The organism is Streptomyces adelaidensis, assembly GCF_016598475.1.
GTDB lineage: Bacteria > Actinomycetota > Actinomycetes > Streptomycetales > Streptomycetaceae > Streptomyces > Streptomyces adelaidensis.
On record NZ_JAEMUX010000044.1, the window covers coordinates 1 to 24,014 of the forward strand.

Consider the following 24,014-nt stretch of genomic DNA (forward strand, 5'->3'; position numbering starts at 1 on the left):
GCTCCGCCTGAGGCGCTCCGCCTGAGGCTTCGCGCCTCGGCGCGGTCCGGCGAAAAAGGCGCGGCCCCGGCCCGAGCGGCGGGTCGGGGCGGGGCGAGGGTGCCGTCGGAGGGAGTCAGCCGGTCCGGGCCGGGCCCGCCGGCTCCTGCTCCACGGGGTCGTTGGCATGGGCGAGGAAGTCGTCGACCATACGGTGGAACAGACCCGCGAGCTGCTGGAGTTCCTCGGGCTCCCAGCCGGACAGCGCCATCTGCATGCCGCGGACCCCGGCTTCACGGATGCGGCCTATGGCCTGCTTGCCGACAGGTGTCAGCTCGATGCGCTGGGCGCGGCGGTCGTCCGGGTCGGGTACGCGGGTGACGTAGCCGGACTTCTGGAGCTGCTGGACCTGGCGGGTGACGTGGGAGGCCTCGACGCCGAGGCGGTTGGCCAGCTCCCCCGGGCGCAGCGGCTCGGAGTCGGCGATCTGGCGCAGCAGGGCCACGGCGGCACGGTCCAGCGGCACGTCGGCCAGGCTCATCAGGCGCTCGTGCGCGCGGGCCCGGGTGCTGAGGTACGTGATGCGAGTGAGGGCTCGCTCGATCTCGATCACTTCCGGGGAGGCGGTGTCGGAGGGTGGTGGTGATGGGGACATGGGATCCACTTTACCATCTTGTTGCCTGACTCAAGTAAGTTCATCGCCCCGTTGATGGTCAACGGGGACGCCGGGCGGTACGATCGGGCGCCGATTGACAGGATTCCTGTTGATTGGTTTCCTCAACGAAGGCGCGCTCCCGATGGTGGTCGAGCGCCCTCGGACCGAAACGGAGCCTTCATGCCTCTTCTCGCCCGCCCGGCGGTGGCCGCCCTCGCGGCCAAGGCGATGCAGCGTCTGCTGGCGCTGGCGAGCCGACGGGCCAGTGGGTCCGGTTCCACCGCCTCCTGGCTCGCCCGGCTCCCCGAGTACACCTGCGCCACCCGCGAACTGACCGTGCCCACCTCGTTCGGCCCGGCCCGCGCCGTGCTGTACCTGCCCGCCGCCACCGAGGGCGCTCCCCCGCCGCCGATCCACGTCAACTTCCACGGCGGCGGCTATGTCATGCCGCAGATCGAGCTGGACGACTCGTTGTGCCGGTGTCTCGCCGTCGAGGCGGGTGTCGCCGTGCTCAACGTGGACTACGTGGTCGCCCCGCAGCACCCGTTCCCGGCGCCGCCCCGGCAGGCGTACGAGGTCGTGCGGTGGGCCGCCGGACACGGGGACGAGCACGGCTGGGACGGGGACCGGCTCTCCGTGGGCGGTCAGAGCGCCGGCGGCGGGCTCGCGGCCGCGGTGGCCCGCCAGGCCCTGGAGGAGGCCGGCCCCGCCATCGCGGCTCGCGGCCGCGGTGGCCCGCCAGGCCCTGGAGGAGGCCGGCCCCGCCATCGCCCTCCAGGTCCTGCACTATCCCCCGCTCGACCTGGCCACCGCCGCCCGCGACAAGCGGGCCGCCGTCGCCAAGCCGGTGCTGCGCCCGTGGATGGCGGACATCTTCGACAGCGCGTACATCCCGGACCGGAAGCAGCGCGCCGACCGCCTCGCCTCCCCCGCGCACCCCTCGGACACCGCCGACCTCAAGGCCATCGCCCCGGCCTTCGTCGTCACGGCCGAGCACGACCTCCTCAGGGCGGAGGGCGTCGCCTACGCCGACCGGCTGCGCACGGCCGGCGCGCTTGTCGGTCACCACGACGTCACCGGGGCCGACCACGGCTACGACAACACGGACGAGGACAAGGCCCGTGAGGTGTATCCGCTGATCGCGGAGCAGGTGCGGCGGGCGTTCGCCGAGGGAGCTTCGTAGGGCTGTCGCCGAGGGCCCGCCGTACGGCGGAGCGCGGCCCCGACGAGCACGCTGAGACCCCGCACGCGGAGAGGGCCGGCCCGGAGCTTCGGGCCGGCCCTCTCCGTGGTGCTCAGCCGGTCGGCGACAGCGACTTCTCGAGATCGTTGCGCGGGGCCTGCCGGGAGGTGCGCAGGGCGGCGATGCCGATGAAGACCATGGAGGAGACGCCGGCGAGGGCGAAGGCGGTGAAGCCCCAGTCGCCGTTGCCGGCGGCGAGGAGCTGGCCGCCGAGCCAGGGGCCGAAGACGGCGCCGAAGCGGCCCATACCGGAGGTCCAGCCGACGGCGGTGGCGCGGTTGCCCGGGTCGGAGCGGATGGAGACCGTCGCATAGATCATGGTCTGGGCGCTGTTGAGGAAAACTCCGGTGAGGAAGACGACCAGGAAGGTCACACCCAGCGGCATCCGGACGCTGAGCAGGAAGACTCCCGCGGCGGTCAGCGCGAACCAGATCGACGAGATGCGGGGGGCGCCGAAGCTGTCGGCGGCCCGGCCGGCGACGAGCATGCCCACGATGCCGCCGAGGTTGAACAGGACCACGAAGGTCAGCGCGGAGCCCAGTTCGTAGCCCTCGCTCCGCATCAGGGTCGGCAGCCAGGTGGCGACGCCGTAGACGAGCAGCAGACCGCCGAAGGAGGCCACCCAGTACAGGAGGGTCTGGGTCCACTCGCCGCCGCGGAAGAGGTTGGCGAGGGCGTTCCAGCGGTCGGCGGCGTCCTTCTTCTTCTCGTCGGCGACGGGCAGTTCGACGTCGAAGCGGCGGGCCAACCGCGCGGCCTCGTCCAGGCGGCCCTTGGCCACCAGGAAGCTCAGCGACTCGGGCATGAACTTGGCGAGCACCGGGACGAACAGCAGGGGGGTCACGCAGATCCAGAAGGCGGCGCGCCAGCCGAGGGGCTCCACGACCCACAGGGCGATGTACGCGGAGAGGATGCCGCCGGCGTGGTGGGCGGTCATCAGCATGCCGATGGTGAGGGCGGCGCGGCCGCGCGGGGCGTAGTCGGAGACCATGCTGATGGCGGTCGGCAGCAGACCGCCGAGGCCGATGCCGGCGAGGGTACGGCCGAGGCCGAAGACGCCGACGCTGTTCGCCATCGCGCAGAGGCCGGAGGCCGGAGGCCAGCGAGAAGAGCGCGACGCAGCCGACCATCAGCTTCTGGCGGCCGATCCGGTCGGCGACCGTGCCCGCCGTCAGGGCGCCGATCAGCATCCCGAACGTGGCGTAACTGCCCAGGTCACCGGCCCGGTCCGGGGTGAGACCGAGGGCCTTCTCCGCCAGCATGTGCGGCAGCACCGAGCCGTAGATGAACATGTCGAGGCCGTCGAAGAGGACGGCCAGCCAGCACAGGCCCACGGCCAGGGCGGCCAGCTTCCCGACGCGAGCGGTCAGGGGCGGGGAGGAGGACATCTTTGTTTCCCTCTCGAACCAGTCGAAGCAAGGGGGGTGAGCCAGACGCTAAGCAGCCGCCCAAAAGAGTCAACATTTTTGTCAACAATCTTGGCAACGATTGAGTCGCGTCCGGCTCGGAGCGGAACCCGTACCCGTACCCGTCAGCCGACCGGCGGTGTGCCGTGCGTGTGGAACGACTCGATGGTCTTCAGACCCCAGGCCTGGCCCTTGGAACGCTCCTCCTGGGTCCAGGTGATCAGCGGCCAGTCGGGGGCCAGCAGGAGCCGGGTGAGCGGGTTGCAGAGCTCGATCCGGTTGCCGCCCGGCTCGTAGACGTACAGGAAGAACGTCTGCTGGATGGCGTGCTTGTGCGGGCCGGTCTCGATGAACACGCCCTGGTCGAGGCAGAGATCAGCGGCCCGGAGGATGTCCTCGCGGGTGTCGGTGGCGAACGCGATGTGGTGCAGGCGCCCCTGCGAGCCGGTCCAGTCCTCCGTGTAGACGACGTCGTACGACTTGTTGGTGAAGGTCAGCCACTGGGCGGCGACCTTCCCGGTGTCGAGGACGATCTGTTCGGTGGCGCGGGCGCCCAGCACCTCGCGGGTGAAGGCGGCGTTGGCCCCGACGTCGGCGGCGAGGAAGTTGACGTGGTCGAGGCGGCGTACGCCGACGCCGTGGCCGGGTTTGGCCTGGGGCTGGTTCTTCAGCCCCGGCCTGAGGTCGGCCGGCGCCTCGTACCACTCGCTCTCCCAGTACAGGGCCACCTCGTGGCCGTCGGGGTCGGTGGTGACGTAGAGCCGGCCGATGCCGGGTTCGTCCTCGACCCAGCGGCCCGCGCGGCCGGTGTTGGTCAGCTCCTTGACCCGGCGCTGGAGGGCCTCTTCGGAGGAGGTGCGCAGGGCGGTGCGGCGGATGCCGTTGGTGGAGTGGGCGGTGAGGGTCAGGCTGTGGTGCTCGTAGTCGTCCCAGGTCCGCAGGTAGACCGAGCCGTCGGAGCGGCCGTTCTCGGTCAGGCCCAGGATCTCGGTGAAGAACCAGAGGCTGCGGTCGAGGTCGGGGGTGAGCAGTTCGACATGCCCGAGGTGGGCGATGTCGCCGAGCGGCGGGGCCATCAGCGACTCCTTAGGAGTGGGAAGCGGGTACGGCGGGCCGGGGGAAGACCGTGCCGTCGAAGATCTTGCGGGCGGTGCGTACGACGGCGGTGCGGCTCGCCGTGGGGCTGCCGCCCCGGCCGTACGCCACGCCGCTCTCGATGTCGAGGAAGCCGGTGGGGTGCTCGATGCGCAATCGGTCACCGGTGGGCGGGAGTTGGGCCGTGCCCTCGCCGACGCCGCCCACGACGCGCAGCCCGGCCGCCACGCTCGCGGCGCCGAGCACGCCGATGGAGGTGTGGCAGCGCACCGGGATGAAGGTGCGGGTGGTGACCGCGCCGCCGTCCCGGGGCGGCGCGAGCAGGGTGAGCTTGGGCACGGTGGTGTGCTCGACGTCGCCGAGGCCCATCAGCCGGCCCGCCGCCAGCCTGATCTCGCGCAGCCGGCCGGCGAGAACCCCGTTCTCCTCCAGTTCTCTCGGCGCCTCGTAGCCGGTGACGTCGAGGACGGTGGCGGGAATCAGGACGGTCGGCATGCCGTTGTCCACGCAGGTGACCTCCGTGCCGGCGACGAGGTCACGGGCGTTGCCGGTGGGCAGCAGCGGGCTGCCGCTCATCGGGAACTCGATCACCACCGGCGCGGCCGTCCCCGGCACCCCGGAGATCTCGGCGCCCCCGGTGACCGCGATCCGGCCGCCGGGGGTGGGGAAGGTCGCGACGGCGAGGTCGCCGGTGTTGAGCATCCGGATGCGTACGGAGGTCTCCGGCTCGCCGGCGGTCACCAGTCCGCGTTCCAGCGCGAACGGGCCGACCCCGGCGAGGAGGTTGCCGCAGTTCTGACGGTCACTCACCTCCGGCTTGTCGACGCCGACTTGGAGGAACAGGTAGTCGACGTCGGCCTCGGGTCCGGCCGAGAGCGACACCACAGCCACTTTGCTGGTCAGGGGGTGGGCCCCGCCCAGGCCGTCGATCTGGTGCGGGTCGGGGCTGCCCATGACCCGCAGCAGCAGGTCGTCGCGGGCGGCCGGGTCGGCTGGCAGGTCCCCGGCGAGGAAGTAGGCGCCCTTGGAGGTGCCGCCGCGCAACAGCATGCAGCGGACCCCCTCGGGCCGGCCGGTCACGACTCCCTCTCCTCGGCGACGTACTCCTCGTAGGACCGGTAGGTCACTCCGAGGCGTACGAGGGTTTCGCGCAACCCGTAGCGGTCCAGGCCGAGTTGGCCGTCGAGGAAGGCGGCGCGGGAGGCGGCCTCCTTCTGTTCGCGGGCCTCGGCGGCCTCGGCCACCCGGCCGGCCCTCTCCCGGGATACGACGACCACGCCGTCGTCGTCGGCGAGGATCACGTCGCCGGGGCGGACGAGTTGGCCGCCGATGGCCACGGGGACGTTGACGGAGCCGCCGGTGGCCTTGACCGTGCCCTGCGGGCTGACGGCGGCGGCCCAGGCGGGGAAGTCCATGGCGCGCAGTTCGGTGGTGTCGCGGATGCCCGCGTTGATGATCAGGCCGCGTACGCCGCGCCGCTGGAGGGCGGTGGCGAAGAGTTCGCCGAACATGCCGTCGGTGGAGGGCGAGGTGGTGGTGACGACGAGGATGTCACCCTCTCCGCACTGCTCGACGGCGGCGTGGATCATGAGGTTGTCGCCGGGCCAGGAGAGCACGGTGACGGCGGTGCCCGCGATCCGGGTGTCCTGCTGGACCGGGCGGAGGTGGGTGCCGAGCAGGCCGGTGCGGCCCATCGCCTCGTGGACGGTGGCGACGCCGTACCCGGCGATCGCCTCGACGTCCTTGGCGTCCGCCTTCGGCGGGTTGGTGACGATCACGCCGCCCATCAGTCCAGCACCTCCGTGACCTGCGGGTAGGGGCGCATGTACGCCTCCGCCATCGTCTTGTGGGCGAGCCCCAGGTTGGGGCCCGCGTTGCGCTTGAGCTGGACGCCCCGGCGTACGGCGAGGTCGGTGTAGTAGTCCCACAGGTGCCGCTGGGCGCCGAGGCACTCCATGGCCTTGCGCTTGGTGTCCCAGACCTCGGTGATGTCGAGGAGGACCTCAGGCTTGAAACCGCACATCTCGGGCTGGTGCGGCTCGAAGAAGAACACCGGCGGGGCGCCGATGATCTCGCCCTCGGACGGGTAGCCGATGGCCTGGGCGAGCACGCGGGCGTCCAGGGCCATCCGGGCGGCGGCCGGGTGGTCGCCGTTGTACGGGTCCTGGAGCGGGTGGGTGAGGACCACGTCCGGCTGGGCCGCGCGGTAGGTGGCGACCAGCCGGTCGGTGAGTTCGGGGGTGCCGAGCAGCGGGTAGTCGCCTGCGTCGAAGAAGACGATCCCGGCGCCGAGGGTGGCGGCGGCCTTCTCGGCCTCCTCCCGGCGGATCGTCTTGATCTCCTCCAACCGCCGGCCCTCGCGCCAGGCCTTCGCGGACTCGCCGCGCTCCCCGAAGGTCAGGCAGGCGATGGTGACCAGCTCCCCGCGTGCGGCCGCCAGGGCCATGGCGCCGCCGGCCCTCCACACGAAGTCACCCGCGTGCGCGGTGATGACCAGGGTCGATCGTGGTGGGGTGGCGGCGGGCGCCGTGCCATCCGTCATCTGCTGAATCTCCTTGGTGGACAGACCGGACAGGCCGAACAGGCCTGTCTGCCCACCCCGGAGCGTCGTGCGCGGTGCGGCTATTCGCGCAGCGCGGTGATCACGCTCATGAGGTGGGCGCGGACGGCATCCTCGGCCGCCCGCGGGTCCCTCGCCGTGATCGTCTCGATCATGGCCAGGTGTTCACTCAGGGAGTGCTGGGGCCGTCCCGGCCGCAGCGCGAGCTGGAAACGGTGGCGTACCAGTTGGGCGTTGAGCCGCTCCAGCAGCTCCACCGCCACCTGCTGACCGGAGATCTCCCGGATGCGGGCGTGCAGTCGCTGATTGAGCTCGGAGTACGTCACCGGCTCGCCGTCGGCCACGGCCTTGGTCATCGCCGTACCGATGTCGGCCAGCTCGGCCAGCTGGTCGTCGGTGGCCAGGGTAGCCGCCTTCGCCGCGCACAGCCCTTCCAGGGCCATACGGCACTCGCTGATGGCGACCGCTTCCTCCACGCTCACCACCCGCACCCGCGAGCCCCGGTTGCGGATCCGCTCGACCAGTCCCTCGGCCTCCAGATCGATCAGTGCCGCGCGGATGCTGGCCCGTGTCACACCGAACTGCTCGGCGAGTTCGTTCTCCACCAGCCGTTGGGCCGGTGCCATCTCGCCGTGCAGGATCGCCTGCCGCAGCTTCGCCAACGCGAGCTGTTTGGCCTGCTCTCCGGTGCCCGGACGGGCTTCCTCCTGCATCGTGCCCTCCCTGAGTGAGTGCCTGTCGAACGTAAATCTAGGCCAACAGGATTGTCAACAATTTTGTTCCCACAGGGTTCGCACTGTTTCCGCCGCTTACGCCGTACCGCGCGTCTGGCGCACCGGGAGGATCACCGCCGAAGGGCGCGCCGGGTCGTGATGGACCCTCTGGTCGGCCGCGCGCAGGGTGGTGGCGGTGGCGAGGGGTTCGCCGGTGCCGGGGTTGCGGGCATAGCGCGGAAACGCGCCGCTGGAGAGCTGGACCCGGATGCGGTGGCCGCGCCGGAAGCGGTGCGCGGTCGGCCAGCGGCGGACGGTGGCGCGGCCGGGTGCGTCGGCGCCGGCCAGGCTGGTCAGACCGTCGCAGACATTGACGGAGCGGCCCTTGGCGTCGACGTCGCAGAGCCGGACGAAGACATCGGCGTACGGCAGGCTGGAGCTGAACCACACCTCGGCGCGCACCCCGCCGACGACCTCGACGTACTCGTCGAGCACGGCGGTGGTGTAGGTGAGCACGTCCGCACGGGCCTCCAGCTCGGTGTTGTCGACGCGGCCCGCGCCGGGCGGCATGGCGACACCGCCGACGGAGGGTGTGGGGTCGGCCGGGTCGTAACGGTAGGTGTCCGGTGCCGAGGCTAGGGGCGGTCCGACGGCCAGCGTCCCGCCGGGGTGGAGGTGGAAGCGCTGCTCCTCGTACCCCTTCGGCGGCCAGGACTCGAAGTCGCGCCAGGCGTCCTGGCCCGTCACGTACAGCCGTACCGGGCGCGCTCCGGGGGCTGTTCGCCGCGTGCGTGGGCGAGGCCGAACTCGACGGCCTCGCACGCGACGGTGCTGTCGACCGACGTGTGCGTCCAGGGGCCAATGGTCAGCCGCGCCTCCCGTCCGGCCGCCCGGAGGGTCGTGAAGTCGCGTATCTGGCCGGGCAGGAAGATGTCGTACCAGCCTCCGATCGAGCTGAACGGGACGGTCACCGTCGGCCACGCGCTTGCGGTGGTCGAGGTCGGTCCAGTGCGGGTCGTCGGTGTCGTGGGCGAGGATGTCCACCGCCGACTGCTCATAGCCCATGTAGCTGGTGCCGATCAGCACGGTCGGGTCACCGGCCCACGGCTGCCCGACCATGTGGTCGGGGAGCCGCCGGAGCCGAGCCACCGCGGGTGCTCTGGATCAGCACCTGTTGACGCCCTCTCCTGCCCGAGGGCAGGAGATTCCGGTCCGTGCCGCTACGCCGCACCCCCTTGGGTTCCTGCTTCACGGGCCCCTGCCGACCGGTGAGGTCGGTCTTACACGGCCTCCACAGGCCTGACTTCCCGCCCGACCGGCGGTAGGTCCGACAACTACGTTGTCGGACAAGGCGATCCCGCCATGGATCTGCGGCCCTCCGGGCCGTTGGAGCCAGGATGCCCCACACCTCCACCCTGAAAGGTGGAGGTGTGGGCAAGGGTTCGGTAGCCACGCTCGGCCAGCGGTCTGACCGCCCCGAGGGCGACCGCACCCCGCCTGCCGTACGGGCAGCGGATCAGCGCGGTCGGCAGGCCCTCGGCGCCGGTGCGGGGCGCCCAGCGGTCGGCCAGCAGGTCCACGCCGTCGGGCATCGGCACCCGCAGGTCGCGCTCGACCACGACGTCGCGGGTGAGCGGCGGGGGCAGTTTCAGCGCGCGCTGGATCAGATGGCTGCTCAGATTCACCGGCGTTGCTCCTGTTCCGGTGGGGGTGTGGTGGACCGGCCCAGCGCGGCGGTGACCACGGGCACCATCCGCATGAGCCGGTCGATGAACTCCTCCGGGTCCAGCGGCTCCGCGCCCGCCACGACCCAGGTGTTGACGACGGCGGAGGCACCGCCGGTCAGGAACGTCGTCAGGTCCTCGGCCAGTTCCGGTTCGAGATGGGCGCCGTACCGCCGGCGTACGACCTGCCGGTTGACCGGGATGATCAGTTCGGTCAGCGCCGCGTTCAGTTCGAACGCGCAGGACCCGGTGAGCATCGCCCGGTAGAACCCGCGGTGTTCCGCGAAGTGCCGCGCCATGGCCAGCACTCCGGTGCGGTCGGTCATGTCCGCCGAGTTGTGGGCGGCGCCCTCGATCAGTTCACGCCGGGCGAGGTCCAGCGCGGCCTGGAGCAGCAGCCCGTCGCGGTCGCCGAACTGCTGGTACAGCACCTGCCGGCTCACATCGGCGGCCTCGGCGATCTCGGAGACCGTCACGGCCGTGCTGCCCCGCTCGGTGACCAGGGCGCTCGCGGCCCGCATCAACGCGGCCCGCGAGCGGCGGACCCGGCGGTCCATGGGCGGCGGGGTGGCCGTCGGCTGTGGATTCGGCGGCGGCGGCTCCGTCGGCTCGGGTAGTTCCGGCTTCATGACCACGGTGATGGACACCTGTCAAGAAATGAGCAAGTGTCCAGGAAGACCGCGCCGACCGTGATCAGCTCCGAGGTACGGCGATGCTCAACGCGTTCGCCGTGACCACCGCGCCGATGGCGGTCCACTCGATCGGGCCCAGGTCCTGTCCGAGCATGATCCAGCCGGCCAGGGCGGCCAGGACGGGGTTGACGCTCATGAAGAGCCCGAAGGTCTGGGCGGGCACGCGGCGCAGGGTGAACACATCCGCGAGGTACGGCACGGCCGAGGCCAGGATGCCGGCGGCGATCGCGTAGCCGACGGCCCCGGCGGTCGGCGGGTGCCGGAGCACGACCACGACGCCGACCGGCAGGAAGGCCAGCGCGGAGAGCCCGGCGGCGACCGCGGCGCCCTGGGCGCCAGGGACACGCCGGCCGACGGTGCGGTTCAGGAGGATGTACGACGCCCAGCAGACGGCGGCGAGGAGGCCGAGCCCCATGCCGAGGTGGTCGGCGGACGGCTGCGGACGCATCAGGGCGACGACACCCACGGCGGCGATCGCCGCGCAGCACGCGTCCACCCGGCGGCGTGAGCCGGCCAGGGCGATGGCGAGCGGGCCGAGGAACTCCAGGGTCACCGCGAGCCCCAGGCCGATGCGGTCGATGGCGGTGTACAGCGACAGATTCATCGTCCCGAACACCAGCGCCAGCAGCACCACCGGCCACCACTGCCGCGCGGTGAAGGAACGCGGCCGGGGCCGGGCGACGGCCACGAGGACGATCGCTGCGACGTACTGGCGTATCGCGACCACCCCGGCGGGCCCGAGCACCGGGAAGGCCAGCGAGCCCAGCGCGGCACCGACCTGGTTGGACACCCCGCAGCCGACCATCGTGAGGACACCGGCCGGCTGGGCCCCGCCCGGCTCGGGGGCCGGGGCCGGGGGCCCTGGGACCGTTCCGGAGGCGGCGGGGGCGGAGGCAGCGGCGGTGTCCATGCGCCGATCGTGCGCCCGGGCGGCGGTTGCGCAAAATGCATCACCGCCGCGATCCATACGCTGGAGTCATGGATGTCACCGACCCGGCCGTCCGGGGTGTGGAACTGCGGCAGCTGCGCTGTCTCGTCGCGATCGTCGAGGAGGGCACGTTCACCGATGCCGCCATCGCGCTCGACGTCTCCCAGGCGGCGGTGTCCCGCACCCTGGCCTCGCTCGAACGCACGCTGGGCGTACGGCTGTTGCGGCGGACCTCCCGCGAGGTGACCCCGACGCCGACCGGCCTGCGGGTGGTCTCGCACGCGCGGCGGGTGCTCGGTGAGGTGGAGGAACTGGTGCGGGAGGCCACCTCGGGTCATGTCCGGCTGCGGATCGGCTACGCCTGGTCGGCGCTCGGCCGGCACACGCTGACGTTCCAGCGCCGTTGGAGTGCCACGCATCCGGAGACGGAGTTGCAGTTCCTCCGGGCCAACTCCGCGACAGCCGGGCTCGCGGAGGGCGCGTGTGACCTCGCCGTGGTGCGGCGGCCGCCGGACGACCGCCGGTTCGACGCGGCCATCGTGGGCCTGGAGCGCCGGCTGTGCGCGATGGCCGCAGACGATCCGCTGGCCCGGCGCCGCTCGGTGCGGCTCGCGGACCTGAGCGGGCGCACCCTGCTGGTGGACCGCCGGACCGGCACGACCACCACGGAACTGTGGCCGCCCGACGCCCGCCCGGCGACCGAGGAGTCGCATGACGTCGACGAGTGGCTGACCACGATCGCCGCGGGCCGTGCCATCGGCGTGACCCCGGAGTCCACCGCCAACCAGTACCGGCGGCCCGGCATCGTCTACCGGCCGGTGCGCGACGCCGAGCCCATCGCCGTACGGCTCGCCTGGTGGCGGGACGATCCGCATCCCGCCACCCAGGCCGCCATCGAACTGCTGTCGGAGCTCTACCGCTCCGGCTGAGCCCCTGGCTTCGGCGTCAGCCGCAGCACGGTGCCCTCGCCGTTGGCCGACAGCAGGAGCGTCCCGTCCGGGGCGGCGGCGAGGCCCGCGAAGCGGCGGGCCATGCCGGGCATGACGTCCGCGAACAACGCCGGTTCGGCGCGCGGGACGACCCCCGGGGCGGTCCGACCGGCAGGTCCTCCGCGTCGATCCGCCGCTCCCTCGTGGCGAGGGAGATCGCGCACAGCCGACGATGCCCGGTCTCCACCGTGAACAACTCCCCGCCCAGGACTGCCAGTCCCTGCGGTGCGCCGAGCCCGTCCGCCACGACGGCAGACTTGCCGGCCTCGTCGATCCGGAGCACCGTCCCGAGCCGTTCCTCGCTGACGTAGAGGCGGCCCTCCGCGTCGAAGGCCACGTCCGTGGGCCGGTCGAGCCCTTCGGCGAGCACGGTCACGGTGCCGCCTTCCTCTTCGCCGTCCTCGATGGCCACGATCCGGCCCGCGCCCGCCTCCGCGACCACCAGCGACCCGTCCGGTCCCACCGCGATCCCGATGGGCCGGTCGAGCCCGCGCGCCCGTTCCCGCCTGGTCCCGGACTCGGGGTCGTAGGTCTGCACATTGCCGAACTGCGAGGTGTAGTGCAGCAGTTCGCCCTCGGCGGTGATGCCGTGGGCGAAGGGCAGCAGGAGGTGCGTGGTCACCTCGTCGGCCGCCGGGCTCGCCAGCCGGTAGTGGTCGGCCGCGTACACCGTGCCGCCGAGGTCGACCGTCACGCCGTAGGGACCGCCGAAGCCACGGGGCACGAGGTCACGGGTGCGGCCGTCGGGGTGCAGCTCGGAGATGCCGCCGGCGGCGTAGCTGGAGACGAACATGCGGTTCTCCGCGTCGAACGCCGCGTTGTCCAGCCCCTTCAGCCCGCTGGTGACGAGCGTGCGGGACCCGCCGCCGTGCAGGTCGATGCGGGTGACGATGCCTTCCACGCCGCGCGACACGACGTGCATGACGCCGCCCTGGTCGAAGCGGACCGCGACGGGCTCGTGCACGTCCTCGGAGACCACCTCGGGCACCCCGCCGTCCGGCGGGATCCGCCAGACCTGGCTGGTGATCATGTGCGGGTAGTAGAGATGGCCGTCCGGGCCGCGCTGCATCGCGTTGCCGAGGGCCAGGCCCTCGGTCAGCACGACCGGGTCGCCGCCGTCCGGGAAGAGTTCCATCAGGCGGCCGTTCGGCTTCATCTCGTTGATGAAGAGCCGGTCGCCGATACGGGTGATGCCGTTGGGGTTGTGCACGTCGTCGGAGACGAGCGTGTACTCCCCCAGCGGACTGCGGCGCCACACCCGGCCGGGCACCAGGTCGGCTATGTACATCGAGCCGTCCGCGCCGAAGGCGAGGTCGTCCGGCGACTGCACCGGGCTGTCCATCGGGACGACGATGTCGACGTCCCCGGTGGCCGGGTCGACGGCGCTGATCTGTCCGGCGAGGAACTGCGCCACGTACAGCCGCCCGTCGGGGCCGAAGGCGACGCCGTTGGAACCCCACAGCGGGTTCGGCGGGTTGAGCCGCCGGGCCTCCCAGCGGGTGCTGGTGGCGCGGAGTTCGCCGGTCTCGTCGTACCGGTTGGGGCGATCGGTCATGGCCGCTCCCGTCCCGCTCACTCGGCGCCCACGAGGACGTCGTCCATGCCGCCGTCCGCGCGCCAGCGCCGCAGCAGTTCGTGGAAGGCGACCGGTCCGTCGCCGTACGACTCGCTGCGCTCGCGGGGCTTGCCCTCGTTGTTGTAGTAGCCGGGGGTGCACTCGGCGTGGAACTTGTACAGGTCGGCGGCCTTCTCGCGGATCGTGGCGACCCAGGCGCCCTGGGCCTCGGCGGTCGGCTCGACGTAGCGGGCGCGGCGCCTGCGGGCCTCGGCGACGACCTCGCCGATGTGGGACGACTGCTGGTCGAGGATGTGGACGTAGTTGACGGCGCTGGCGTTCTGCATGGGGCCGAGCTGGAAGAGGTTGGGGAAGCCGTGGCTGTAGAAGCCGTGGAGGGTCTGCGGTCCTGCCGTCATCCAGGACTCCAGCAGGCTGACGCCGCCGCGGCCGTACGCCGGGAGCCGGCCGGACAGCAGCCCCGAGACGCCGACCTCGAAGCCGGTGGCGAAGATGACGCAGTCCACCTCGGACTCGACCCCGCCGACCACGACGGCCTTGTCGGTGATCCGCTCGACGCCGTGGGTGTCGGCGGTGTCCACGAGGGTGACGTTGGGCCGGTTGAAGGTCTGGAGGTAGTGGTCGCTGAAGGTGGGCCGCTTGCACATGTAGCGGTACCAGGGCTTCAGCTTCTCGGCGGTCTCCGGGTCCTCGACGATGGCCGCCACCCGGTCGCGCAGCTCGTTCATCTTCTGGAAGTCGGCGATCTCGTAGACCCGTTCGCGCTCGTCCACCGGGACGTCCGCGTACGCGTCGGTCGGGATCAGCTTCTCCTGGAGCCGGGCGCTGCTGGTCCAGGCGTCGCCGACCAGGTCCTCGTCGACCCTGACCCCGGTGACGGTCTTGAGGAAGTTGTCCATGCGCCGGCTCTGCCAGCCGGGGGTGAGCGTCTTCGCCCACTCCTCGTCGGTGGGGCCGTTGCCGCGGACGTCGACCGTCGAGGGTGTGCGCTGGAAGACGTACACGTGCTCCGCGTCGGCCCCGAGGTGGGGGACGACCTGGATGGCGGTGGCGCCGGTGCCGATGACGGCGACGCGCTTGTCGGCGAGGCCGGTCAGACCGCCGTCGGCGTCGCCGCCGGTGTAGTCGTAGTCCCAGCGGCTGGTGTGGAAGGTGTGGCCCTTGAAGTTCTCGATGCCGGGGATGCCGGGGAGCTTCGGCTGGCTGAGCGTGCCGCTGGAGACCACCACGTACCGGGCCCGCATCAGGTCGCCCCGGTCGGTGGCGACGACCCACTCCAGGTCGGTCTCGTCCCAGCGGAGTTCGGTGGCCACGGTCTGGAAGCAGGCGTCGCTGTAGAGGTCGTAGTGCCGGCCGATGGCGCGGGTGTGCTGCCGGATCTCCTCGCCGGGCGCGTACTTCCACTTCGGGACGTAGCCGACCTCTTCGAGCAACGGCAGGTAGACGTAGGACTCGATGTCGCAGTGGATGCCCGGGTAGCGGTTCCAGTACCAGGTGCCGCCGAAGTCACCGCCCTTCTCGATCACCCGGATCGACTCCACACCGGCCTGTCGCAGCCGGGCCGCGGCGAGCAGTCCGCCGAACCCGCCGCCGATGACGACCGCCTCGACCCGGTCGTGCAGCGGTTCCCGGGTGAACTCCGGGTCGGCGTAGGGGTCGGCGTCGTAGGAGACGAACTCACCGGCGATCCGCTGGTACTGCCGGCCGCCGTCCGGGTGGATGCGGCGCTCGCGCTCGGCCCGGTACCGGGCGCGCAGGGCGTCCGGGTCGAAGCCCAGCTCTTCGGGGTCCGGGGGCGTGGGGGCGGACGAGGTGTGGGGGGTGGTCATCGATGTCCTCTCTGCTTGGCTTGGCCTGGTGCGATGGTCGTGCGGTGCGGCCCGCTCGGGTGAGGTGTCGTCAGGCGGGCCGGTGGCGGCGGAGCCAGGCGGCCTGTCCGCCGTCGACGAGCAGGTCCGTACCGGTGATGTAACGCGCTTCGGGGCCGGTGAGGAATGCCACGGCGTCGGCGATCTCCGCCGGGGTGCCGGTGCGGCCCGCGCCGCTGGTCTCCAGCATCGCGAGCATGTGCGCGCCGCTCGGGCCCTCGGCCTCCGCCTTCGACATGGCGGTGGTGATGACGCCCGGGCTGACGCTGTTGATACGGGCGCCGAGCCGGTTCCAGGCGAGCGCGGCACCCTCGACACGCAGGTGGTTGGCCCGCTTGGAGACGATGTACGCCATCGTCCCGCTGTCCCCGACGCCGGTGACCGCGCCGAGCCCGAGCAGTTCCTCCACGGGAGCCGTGGCGAGGGCGGCCTCGTCCTCGCGGCTCAGGGAGGCGACGTGGCCGGCCATGCTGGAGACGCAGACCATGGCCGTGCCCCGGGTGGCCACACGCTCGAAGGCGTCGATGACATGGGCCGTGCCCAGCAGGTTGACCTCCAGGATCGTCCGCGCCGAGCCGAGGGCGGCGGAGACGCCCGCGGTGTGCACGACGGCGGCCACGCGGCCCGCGTAGGCCGCCGCCCGCGCCAGTTCGTCCACGGACTTGCGGTCGGAGACGTCCGTCAGGACGCCCTCGACCGTGTATCCCTCGTCGCGCAACGCGTCGACGGCCCGGTCGAGTTGACCTTGTGAGGCGTCGGCGAGGTACACGGTCCGGCCGCTGCCGAGCCGGCGCGCGATCGCCACGCCCATGCCGCCGGCTCCGGTGACCACGACCACGTCACGACCCTGCTCAGGCTGCTGTTCCGCCATGGTCGACCTCCTTCAGTGCGATGGGTGTGCGGTCGGGTACCGCCTGGCGCCAGAGCTCGCCGGCCGCGATGGCCTGCCGCCACTGCCGGATCGCCTTGGGCGGCATGCCGACCGCGAGGGCGCCGGTGACCCGGTCGCCGGTGCGGTAGACGGCCACGAAGCGGCGTTCGGCCAGGTCCCCGTCGACGACGGCGACCTCGTCGTGGCCGCGCAGATAGCCGTAGGCCTGGACCTTCATGTCGTACTGGTCGGACCAGAAGTACGGCACCGGAGCGAACGGCTTGCGCGCCTCCGGTCCGGCGAGCAGGTTGCGGGCGGCCGCCATGCCCTGCTCGGCGGCGTTGGTGCGGTGCTCGACGCGCATCGAGGTGCCGAACAGCGGGTTGTACCAGCGGGCGATGTCACCGGCCGCGTACACGTTCTTCGCGGCCTCGCAGTACTCGTCGCAGAGGACGCCGTCGCCGACGGACAGGCCGCTGTCCGCTAGAGGCCCTCCCCGCCCAGCGGCAGGCGGACCGTGAATGTCGTCGCGCCCGGCCCGCTGGTCAGGTCGATGGTGCCGCCGTGGGCGCGGACCAGGGAGCGGGCGACCGCGAGGCCCAGGCCGCTGCCGCCGCGGTCGCGGCTGCGGGCCTTGTCGACGCGGTAGAACCGGTCGAAGACGCGTTCCTGGTCGTCCGCCGGGATACCGGGCCCGGAGTCGGTGATCCGCACCTCGGCGGTGCCGGACTCGACGGACACCTCCAGGGAGACCTTCGTGCCGGGCGGGGTGTGCACGGCGGCGTTGGTGAGGAGGTTGTCGAGGACCTGGCGGACGCGCAGCGGGTCGTGGCGTAGCCGTACCGGGTGGGAGCCGGTCGAGACGGTCAGTGGGTGGTCGGGGCGGCCGGCCCGGAAGGCGTCCGCCGCCTGGCCCGCCAACTGCACCAGATCGGCCTCCTCCAGCCGCAGCGGGGTCTCCACGTCGGCGGCGTCCAGGCGGGCGAGCATCAGCAGGTCGTCCAGCAGGTAACCCATGCGGGCGGCCTCGGCGCGCAGCCGGGCCAGGTGCTTGTCGCGTTCTTCCGGGCTGTGGGCGGCGGCGTACTGGAAGAGGTCGGCGTAGCCGCGTACGGACATCAGGGGGGTGCGCAGTTCGTGGGAGGCGTCGGCGACGAAGCGGCGCAGGCGCTGCTCGGCCTCGGTGCGGACGGCGAGCGCGTCGTCGATGTGCTCCAGCATGGTGTTGAAGGCGGTGCGCAGTTCCTCGACCTCGGGGCCGCCGTCGCGGTTGTCGTGGCGCACCGGCAGCCGTGCCGAGTCCGTCAGGTCGTGCGAGGTGATGCCGCGGGCGGTGTGCGCCATGTCGCTGAGCGGCTTCAGGCCGCGCCGCAGCGTGGCCCGGCCGAACACCACCAGCGCCATCAGGGCCAGTACGAAGGCGACGACCTGGACCGTGATCAGCTGGCCCACGGTGTCGTCGATGTCGTCCAGGGGCGCGGCGCTGACCAGGACCACCCCGGGCTCGACCTCGCAGGCCCGCAGCCTGTACTGGCCCTCGCCCCGGAGATGCTCGGTGCGCAGGATCTCTGTGTCGGCCGCGGCCTGGGCCTTGGCCACGAGGGTGAAGTCGTCGACGTCCTCGGGCACGTCGGCGGCGTCCTCGGGCTTGCGGAGCACGGGGGTGCCGTCGGAGACGTCGTAGACCGCGTAGTACCAGCGGTAGTACTTCTTTCCCTCGAGCGTGCCGTAGTCGGCGATGCTCTTGGACTGGGCGATCTGGGCGATCTTCAGCTGTTCGTTGAGCTGCGCCGACAGGTAGTCGCGCATGTACATGGTCAGCGTGCTGCCGACGACGGCGAACACGACGAGCGCGAGGGCGCCGAGGCCGAGGGCGAGGCGGGTGCCCAGGCGCATGCCCCGGTAGCTCCGCTTGAGTCGGGCGATCACTCGGGCGGTCACTCGGGCGGTCACTCGGTGGCCTGCCGCAGGACATAGCCGAATCCGCGGACGGTGTGGATGAGGGGTTCGCCGGTGTCCTCCAGTTTGCGGCGCAGCCGGCTGACGACCAGCTCGACGACGTTGGAGCGGCCGCCGAAGCCGTACTCCCAGACGTGGTCGAGGATCTGTGCCTTGGTGAGGACGGTCGGGGACTTGCGCATCAGATAGCGCAGGACCTCGTACTCGGTGGGCGTGAGGGTGAGCAGCTTGCCGCCGCGGCGGACCTCGCGGGTGTCCTCGTCCATCGTCAGGTCCGACACCTGGAGCACGGACCGCTGGAACGTGGGCCCGGCGCTGCGGCGCAGCACGGTGCGCAGCCGGGCCATCAGTTCCTCCACCGCGAAGGGCTTGACCAGGTAGTCGTCGCCGCCCCGGGTGAGGCCGGCGACCCGGTCGGCGACGCCGTCGCGGGCGGTGAGGAACACCACGGGCACCATCGTGCCGGACTGGCGCAGCCGGTCGAGCACGCCGAAGCCGTCGACGCCGGGCAGCATCAGGTCCAGGACCACGATGTCGGGACGGAACTCGGCCGCCTGCCGCAACGCCTCCTCACCGGAGTGGGCCGTGACCGCGTCCCAGCCCTCGTAGCGGGCGACGGTCGCCACCAGGTCAGCGATGGGCGGATCGTCGTCCACAACGAGAAGTCGCACTTTTTCCACGTGCTCATACTGCGCTACCGGTCGCATCGCGCCATAGCCGCTCACGGATGGGACGCCGATCGATAAAGACTTGAAAGTTGTCCGACAGGAAAACGACAGCACTCACCGGAGAAGCTCGTACCCCGGACCCGATCAAGGAGCTTTCCCCGTGACCACCGTCCAGCAACAACCCCCCACAGCGGTGAGCCGCTCGGGAGCGCGTCCCAAGGTGATCGCGCGCACCGGTCTGTACGCGGTCCTCGCGGCGAACGTGGCCGTGGTGACCTTCTTCTTCGTCCAGGCGGGCTTCGCCTCGAACGCCCTCATCGTGCTGGGCCGCCTCACCGGCCTGTACGGGGCGCTCCTCATGGCCTTCCAGCTGCTGCTGGTGGCCCGGCTGCCGTGGTTCGACCGGCGCATCGGCATGGACCGCCTGACCTCCTGGCACCGCTGGACCGGCTTCTCGGTGCTGTGGATGCTGCTGGCGCACGCCGTGTTCATCACCTTCGGCTACGCCCAGTCCGCGGACCTGGACCCGGTGAACCAGCTGATCGACCTGGCCGAGACCGTCGAGGGCGTGCTGCGCTCGATCGTCGCGCTGGGGATCATCATCATGATCGGCGTCGCCTCGGCCCGCTTCGCGCGGCGCAAGCTCGCCTACGAGACCTGGCACTTCATCCACCTGTACACCTACGTCGCGGTGGTGCTGGCCTTCACGCACCAGGTCGCGGCGGGTACCACGTTCGCCTCTTCGGAGACCGCGACGGCGTACTGGTACGTGCTGTGGGGCGTGGCGCTGGCCTCCGTGTTCGTCGGCCGGCTGGTCCTCCCGCTGTGGCGGAACTGGCGCCACCAGCTGCGCGTCACCGCCGTCGTCCCCGAGGCCGACAACGTCGTGTCGATCTACATGAGCGGCCGCGACCTGGACCGGATGCCCGCGCTGGCCGGCCAGTTCTTCCTGTGGCGCTTCCTGACCCGGGACCGCTGGTGGCAGGCCAACCCGTTCTCGCTGTCGGCCGCGCCCGACGGCAAGCAGCTGCGGCTGACCGCGAAGGCGGCCGGCGACGGCTCCGCCGCCCTGCGGCACGTGAAGGTCGGCACGCGTGTGTTCGCCGAGGGCCCGTACGGCGCTTTCACCGCGATGCACCGCACCCGGCCGGAGTCCGTGCTCATCGCCGGCGGCGTCGGTGTCACCCCCATCCGCGCCCTGCTGGAGGAGATCGAGGGGCACGCCGTGGTCATCTACCGGGTGGCCACGAACCAGGACGCTGTCCTCTACAACGAGCTCCAGCAGCTCGCCTTCGACAAGGGCGCCGAGCTGCACCTGGTGTCCGGCCCCGTCACCCCCGACAAGCTGGCGCCGCGCGAGCTGTTGCGGATGGTGCCGGACATCGCCGACCGGGACGTGTTCCTGTGCGGGCCGCCGCCGATGATGAACGCGGTCCTCGGCAGCCTGCGTGAGCTGGACGTGCCCAAGCCGCAGATCCACTTCGAACGCTTCAGCCTGGCCGGCTGAGAGACACGGGACACGAGGAAAGCACAGTGAAACGAGTCATACCCGCCCTGGTCCTCAGCGCCGCCGCGCTGGTCCCCGTCTGGCGTTACGCCCCCTCGACCGCCACTACGTCCACGACGACGACCGCCGAGTCGGCCCCGTCGGCCTCCGCGTCCGCCGCGGCGGGCTCCAACGTGGTCACGGGCACGACGGTCGACACCGAGAAGGGTCCCGTCCAGGTCCAGGCGACCTTCAAGGGCGAGAAGATCACCGCCGTCAAGATGCTCCAGCAGCCGGACCATCCGCAGACCGAGGCGGCGGTGCCGGTGCTGATCGAGGAGACGCTGACGGCGCAGAGCGCCGACATCGACACCGTCTCCGGCGCGACCATCACCAGCGACGGCTACCGGGAGTCCCTCCAGGCGGCCATCGACGAGAACGAGGAGTCGGCGTCCTCCGCGACCTCCTCGCCCTCCGCGTCCGCTTCGGAGGACTCGGCGAAGTCGCAGGAGAGCGCGAGTCAGACCGTCGCGGGGTCGACCGTCGGCACCTCCAAGGGTGACGTCCAGGTCCAGGTGACCTTCGAGGGCGACAAGATCACCGCCGTAGAGATGCTGAAGCAGCCGAACCACCCGCAGACCGAGGCCGCCGTGCCGGTGCTGATCAAGGAGACCCTGGCGGCGCAGAGCGCCGACATCGACACCGTCTCCGGCGCGACCATCACCAGCGACGGCTACCGGGAGTCCCTCCAGGCCGCGATCGACGCGAAGGCCTGATCGGGTGCGTCGCGTCGAACACATCATGGGGTTCCCGATCTCGCTGGTCGTCGAGGACGAGGACGCGACCGCCGCGGCCGCGGAACCGGCGTTCGACTGGCTGCGCGCCGTCGACGCCCGGTTCAGCCCGTTCCGCGCCGACAGCGAGGTGTCCCGGCTGGACCGGGGGGAGCTCGCACCGCACGAGCTCAGCGCCGAGCTGACCGAGGTCCTCGACCTGTGCGAGGAGTACCGCGTGGCGACGGGCGGCGCGTTCGACGTACGGCTGCCGGGGCGCGGGCTCGACCCGTGCGCCATGGTGAAGGGCTGGGCCGTGCAGCGGGCCGCCGAGCTGCTGACGGACCGGGGCGCGAAGAAGCTCTGCCTCAACGCCGGTGGCGACGTGGCCGCCACCGGCGGGCCGTGGCGGGTGGGGGTGCGGCATCCGGAGCGGGCCGACCGGCTCTGTACGGTCCTGGAGATCACGGACGGGGCGGTCGCGACGTCCGCGCGCTATGAGCGCGGCGATCACATCCTCGACGGCCGTACGGGGCGGCCCGCGACCGGGCTGCTCAGCCTCACGGTCGTGGCGCCGTCCCTGACGGAGGCCGACGCGACGGCCACGGCGGCGTTCGCGATGGGGGCGGAGGGGGTCGCGTGGGCCGCGGGCCGGGCGGGCTGCGAGGTGTTCGCCGTGGACGCGGAGCAGCGGGTGTTCCGTACGGCTGGGTTGCGGGTGGCTGCCGCCTGAGGGGCCCGGGACGCCTAACAGCTCGGGAGTGAGTGCGCCTCGTTCTGCGGCCACCGGCCGTGCGTGGCTGATCGCGCAGTTCCCCGCGCCCCTTACGGGGCTCCGCCCCGCTGCGCCCACGCCGTCGCGGTTCTCCCTACGACGGGGTCGCCCGTGGCTGCCGCCTGAAGGAGCCCGGGACGCCTGACAGCACGGGGGTGCGCCTCGTTCTGCGGCCACCGGCCGTGCGTGGCTGATCGCGCAGTTCCCCGCGCCCCTTACGGGGCTCCGCCCCGCTGCGGCCACCCCGTCGCGGTTCTCCCTCCCCCGGTGGATCCTGGGATGGATCACCGGGTGAAGGGAGGCGTATGGCCGACGTCTCGGGCGAGCGTGCGCCGATGTGGCGGCGGCTGCTTCCCGGGCTCGGGATGCTGCTGGGGTACCGCCGGTCGTGGCTGCGGGGGGATCTGGTCGCGGGTGTGACGGTGGCGGCGTATCTGGTGCCGCAGGTGATGGCGTACGCCGTCGTGGCGGGGCTGCCGCCGGTGGTAGGTCTCTGGGCGATGCTTCCCTCGCTCGCGCTGTATCCCCTGCTCGGCTCCTCCCGGCTGCTGTCCATCGGCCCGGAGTCGACGGCCGCCCTGATGACGGCGGCGGTGATCGGGCCGCTCGCGGCGGGGGACGCGCGGCGGTACGCCGTGCTCGCGGCCGTTCTCGCGATCGCCGTCGGGCTGCTGTGTCTGCTGGCCCGGGCGGTGCGGCTCGGCTTCGTCGCCGATCTGCTGTCCCGGCCGGTCCTGATCGGCTATCTCGCGGGGCTGGCCCTCGTGATGATCATCGACCAGGTGCCCAGACTCGCCGGCGTGGAGACGAGCGGCTCGGACTTCTTCCCGCAGCTGTGGTCCTTCGTCCGGCACCTCGGCGACGCCCACCCCGCCACCGTCGTCTTCTCTGCGATCACGATCGCGTTCGTCTTCACCGTGCCCCGGCTCTCCCGCACCCTCCCCGGCCCGCTCCTCGCGGTGGTCCTCGGTACGACGGCGGCGGTCGTCCTCGACCTCGACGGCCGGTACGGCATCGACGTGATCGGCGAGGTCCCGTCCGGCCTGCCGGGCTTCGCCGTGCCGGACCTGACCGAGCTGCCGTCCCTGATGCTGCCCGCCCTCGGTGTGCTGCTGGTCAGCTACACGGATGTCGTCCTCACCGCACGGGCGTTCGCCGACCGGGACGACAAGGGCCCGGGGTTCGACCCGAACCAGGAGTTCCTGGCGCTGGGCGCCGCCAGCCTGGGCGCGGGGGTGCTGCACGGCATGCCGGTCAGCAGCAGCGCCAGCCGTACCGCGCTCGCGTCCTCGGCGGGCGCCCGCAGCCAGGCGTACACGCTCGTGTCGGGTGTGGTGGTCCTCGCCGTCCTGCTCTTCCTCGGCCCGCTGCTGACCCGCACCCCGGCGGCCGTACTGGGCGCGATCGTGGTCTACGCCGCCGTCCGGATGGTCGACGGGGCCGGCTTCCGGCGGCTGGCCGCCTTCCGCCGCCGCGAACTGCTCCTCGCGGTCGGCTGTCTGGCCGGGGTGCTCGCCTGGGGCATCCTGTACGGCGTCCTGGTCGCCGTCGGCCTGTCCGTGGCCGAGCTGCTGACCCGCGTGGCCCGTCCGCACGACGCCGTGGAGGGACTGGTACCGGGTGTGGCCGGCATGCACGACGTCGACGACTACCCCGAGGCCCGCACGATCCCCGGGCTCCTCGTCTACCGCTACGACTCCCCGCTCTTCTTCGCCAACGCGGAGGACTTCCGCCGCCGGGCGCTGGCCGCGGTGGACGAACAGGAGGGCCCCGTACGGTGGTTCCTCCTCAATGCCGAGGCCAACGTCGAGGTCGACATCACCGCCCTGGACGCGGTGGAGGAACTCCGCCGCGAACTGGACCACCGCGGCATCGTCTTCGCTCTCGCCCGGGTGAAGCAGGATCTGCTCGACGAGCTGGAGGCTTACGGGCTCGCGGAGTCCGTCGACAGCGAGCTGATCTTCCCGACGCTGCCGACGGCCGTGGCGGCGTACCGGCGGTGGTGCCGCGAGCAGTGAGTCCGCAGGGGCGGCGCGGCCGGGAAATCCCGTTGC

21 protein-coding genes and 4 pseudogenes are annotated in these 24,014 nt (G+C 71.9%); 7 read left to right on the forward strand and 18 right to left on the reverse strand.

Annotated features, from left to right (window positions below; all coding sequences use genetic code 11):
- Nucleotides 1–115: 115 nt before the first annotated feature.
- Nucleotides 116–634, reverse strand: coding sequence for a MarR family winged helix-turn-helix transcriptional regulator (locus tag I8N67_RS24010; protein WP_200305364.1), 519 nt, complete (start codon nucleotides 632–634; stop codon nucleotides 116–118).
- A 228-nt stretch (nucleotides 635–862) separates the two neighbouring features.
- On the opposite strand from I8N67_RS24010, the pseudogene I8N67_RS44285 reads away from it, so the two are divergent.
- Both I8N67_RS44285 and I8N67_RS43925 read left to right on the forward strand, forming a co-directional pair.
- Nucleotides 863–1,255, forward strand: a pseudogene (locus tag I8N67_RS44285) (alpha/beta hydrolase); the annotation flags it as partial.
- A 109-nt stretch (nucleotides 1,256–1,364) separates the two neighbouring features.
- The gene (locus I8N67_RS43925; RefSeq protein WP_307835344.1) at nucleotides 1,365–1,817 is read left to right on the forward strand and encodes an alpha/beta hydrolase fold domain-containing protein; all 453 of its coding nucleotides are present in this window, start codon (nucleotides 1,365–1,367) and stop codon (nucleotides 1,815–1,817) included.
- A 112-nt stretch (nucleotides 1,818–1,929) separates the two neighbouring features.
- Here I8N67_RS43925 and I8N67_RS24020 read toward each other — a convergent pair.
- From I8N67_RS24020 to I8N67_RS24070, 11 genes and pseudogenes are all read right to left on the reverse strand, one after another.
- Nucleotides 1,930–3,265: pseudogene (locus tag I8N67_RS24020) on the reverse strand (MFS transporter).
- A gap of 143 nt (nucleotides 3,266–3,408) precedes the next feature.
- Nucleotides 3,409–4,359, reverse strand: coding sequence for a catechol 2,3-dioxygenase (locus I8N67_RS24025; protein ID WP_200305366.1), 951 nt, complete (start codon nucleotides 4,357–4,359; stop codon nucleotides 3,409–3,411).
- A gap of 10 nt (nucleotides 4,360–4,369) precedes the next feature.
- Nucleotides 4,370–5,458 (reverse strand): 4-oxalomesaconate tautomerase, encoded by a 1,089-nt coding sequence (locus I8N67_RS24030; RefSeq protein ID WP_200305368.1) that lies wholly within the window; start codon nucleotides 5,456–5,458, stop codon nucleotides 4,370–4,372.
- Nucleotides 5,455–6,165, reverse strand: a complete 711-nt coding sequence (locus tag I8N67_RS24035; RefSeq protein WP_200305370.1) for a 4-carboxy-4-hydroxy-2-oxoadipate aldolase/oxaloacetate decarboxylase — start codon at nucleotides 6,163–6,165, stop codon at nucleotides 5,455–5,457. The genes I8N67_RS24030 and I8N67_RS24035 overlap by 4 nt, the downstream gene beginning before the upstream one ends.
- Nucleotides 6,165–6,920 carry a PIG-L deacetylase family protein gene (locus tag I8N67_RS24040; protein ID WP_200305372.1) on the reverse strand — a complete coding sequence of 252 codons (756 nt, stop codon included), beginning with the start codon at nucleotides 6,918–6,920 and terminating at the stop codon, nucleotides 6,165–6,167. Before I8N67_RS24040 ends, I8N67_RS24035 begins: the two co-directional genes overlap by 1 nt.
- 80 nt (nucleotides 6,921–7,000) lie before the next feature.
- Nucleotides 7,001–7,651, reverse strand: coding sequence for a GntR family transcriptional regulator (locus I8N67_RS24045; protein ID WP_200305374.1), 651 nt, complete (start codon nucleotides 7,649–7,651; stop codon nucleotides 7,001–7,003).
- Between the two features lie 96 nt (nucleotides 7,652–7,747).
- Nucleotides 7,748–8,398, reverse strand: coding sequence for a CocE/NonD family hydrolase (locus tag I8N67_RS24050; protein WP_200305376.1), 651 nt, complete (start codon nucleotides 8,396–8,398; stop codon nucleotides 7,748–7,750).
- On the reverse strand, nucleotides 8,395–8,622 hold the full coding sequence (locus I8N67_RS24055; RefSeq protein WP_200305379.1) for a CocE/NonD family hydrolase: 228 nt from the start codon (nucleotides 8,620–8,622) through the stop codon (nucleotides 8,395–8,397). The genes I8N67_RS24050 and I8N67_RS24055 overlap by 4 nt, the downstream gene beginning before the upstream one ends.
- 363 nt (nucleotides 8,623–8,985) lie before the next feature.
- On the reverse strand, nucleotides 8,986–9,336 hold the full coding sequence (locus I8N67_RS24060; RefSeq protein WP_200305381.1) for a hypothetical protein: 351 nt from the start codon (nucleotides 9,334–9,336) through the stop codon (nucleotides 8,986–8,988).
- Complete coding sequence (locus I8N67_RS24065) at nucleotides 9,333–10,022, reverse strand: TetR/AcrR family transcriptional regulator (RefSeq protein WP_307835345.1); 690 nt, start codon at nucleotides 10,020–10,022, stop codon at nucleotides 9,333–9,335. The genes I8N67_RS24060 and I8N67_RS24065 overlap by 4 nt, the downstream gene beginning before the upstream one ends.
- Nucleotides 10,023–10,068: 46 nt before the next feature.
- Nucleotides 10,069–10,977 carry an EamA family transporter gene (locus I8N67_RS24070; protein ID WP_234046197.1) on the reverse strand — a complete coding sequence of 303 codons (909 nt, stop codon included), beginning with the start codon at nucleotides 10,975–10,977 and terminating at the stop codon, nucleotides 10,069–10,071.
- A 68-nt stretch (nucleotides 10,978–11,045) separates the two neighbouring features.
- Between I8N67_RS24070 and I8N67_RS24075 the strand changes: the two genes are divergently transcribed.
- Nucleotides 11,046–11,924: a LysR family transcriptional regulator gene (locus I8N67_RS24075; RefSeq protein WP_200305385.1), complete on the forward strand. Its 879-nt coding sequence runs from the start codon at nucleotides 11,046–11,048 to the stop codon at nucleotides 11,922–11,924.
- On the opposite strand, the pseudogene I8N67_RS24080 reads toward I8N67_RS24075, so the two are convergent.
- From I8N67_RS24080 to I8N67_RS24105, 6 genes and pseudogenes are all read right to left on the reverse strand, one after another.
- Nucleotides 11,909–13,539 (reverse strand): annotated as a pseudogene (locus tag I8N67_RS24080) (hypothetical protein). The gene I8N67_RS24075 and the pseudogene I8N67_RS24080 sit on opposite strands and share 16 nt — an antisense overlap.
- A 17-nt stretch (nucleotides 13,540–13,556) precedes the next feature.
- Nucleotides 13,557–15,389, reverse strand: coding sequence for a flavin-containing monooxygenase (locus I8N67_RS24085; protein WP_200305387.1), 1,833 nt, complete (start codon nucleotides 15,387–15,389; stop codon nucleotides 13,557–13,559).
- 70 nt (nucleotides 15,390–15,459) lie between these two features.
- Nucleotides 15,460–16,299: an SDR family oxidoreductase gene (locus tag I8N67_RS24090; protein WP_200305389.1), complete on the reverse strand. Its 840-nt coding sequence runs from the start codon at nucleotides 16,297–16,299 to the stop codon at nucleotides 15,460–15,462.
- Nucleotides 16,280–16,786 (reverse strand): annotated as a pseudogene (locus I8N67_RS24095) (oxidoreductase C-terminal domain-containing protein); the annotation flags it as partial. The pseudogene I8N67_RS24095 and the gene I8N67_RS24090, both read right to left, overlap by 20 nt.
- Nucleotides 16,783–18,228, reverse strand: coding sequence for a sensor histidine kinase (locus tag I8N67_RS24100; RefSeq protein WP_200305478.1), 1,446 nt, complete (start codon nucleotides 18,226–18,228; stop codon nucleotides 16,783–16,785). The gene I8N67_RS24100 and the pseudogene I8N67_RS24095, both read right to left, overlap by 4 nt.
- 20 nt (nucleotides 18,229–18,248) lie before the next feature.
- Nucleotides 18,249–18,938: a response regulator transcription factor gene (locus tag I8N67_RS24105; protein WP_307835346.1), complete on the reverse strand. Its 690-nt coding sequence runs from the start codon at nucleotides 18,936–18,938 to the stop codon at nucleotides 18,249–18,251.
- A gap of 148 nt (nucleotides 18,939–19,086) precedes the next feature.
- Here I8N67_RS24105 and I8N67_RS24110 point away from each other — a divergent pair, with 148 nt between their 5' ends.
- The 4 genes from I8N67_RS24110 (at nucleotide 19,087) to I8N67_RS24125 (ending at nucleotide 23,978) form a co-directional block, all read left to right on the forward strand.
- Nucleotides 19,087–20,433 carry a ferredoxin reductase family protein gene (locus tag I8N67_RS24110; RefSeq protein ID WP_307835347.1) on the forward strand — a complete coding sequence of 449 codons (1,347 nt, stop codon included), beginning with the start codon at nucleotides 19,087–19,089 and terminating at the stop codon, nucleotides 20,431–20,433.
- A 26-nt stretch (nucleotides 20,434–20,459) separates the two neighbouring features.
- Nucleotides 20,460–21,188, forward strand: a complete 729-nt coding sequence (locus I8N67_RS24115; RefSeq protein WP_200305393.1) for an FMN-binding protein — start codon at nucleotides 20,460–20,462, stop codon at nucleotides 21,186–21,188.
- A gap of 4 nt (nucleotides 21,189–21,192) precedes the next feature.
- The gene (locus I8N67_RS24120) at nucleotides 21,193–21,918 is read left to right on the forward strand and encodes an FAD:protein FMN transferase (protein ID WP_200305395.1); all 726 of its coding nucleotides are present in this window, start codon (nucleotides 21,193–21,195) and stop codon (nucleotides 21,916–21,918) included.
- 347 nt (nucleotides 21,919–22,265) lie between these two features.
- A complete protein-coding gene (locus I8N67_RS24125) occupies nucleotides 22,266–23,978 on the forward strand; it encodes a SulP family inorganic anion transporter (protein WP_200305397.1) in 1,713 nt (570 codons plus the stop codon).
- Nucleotides 23,979–24,014 lie beyond the last annotated feature (36 nt).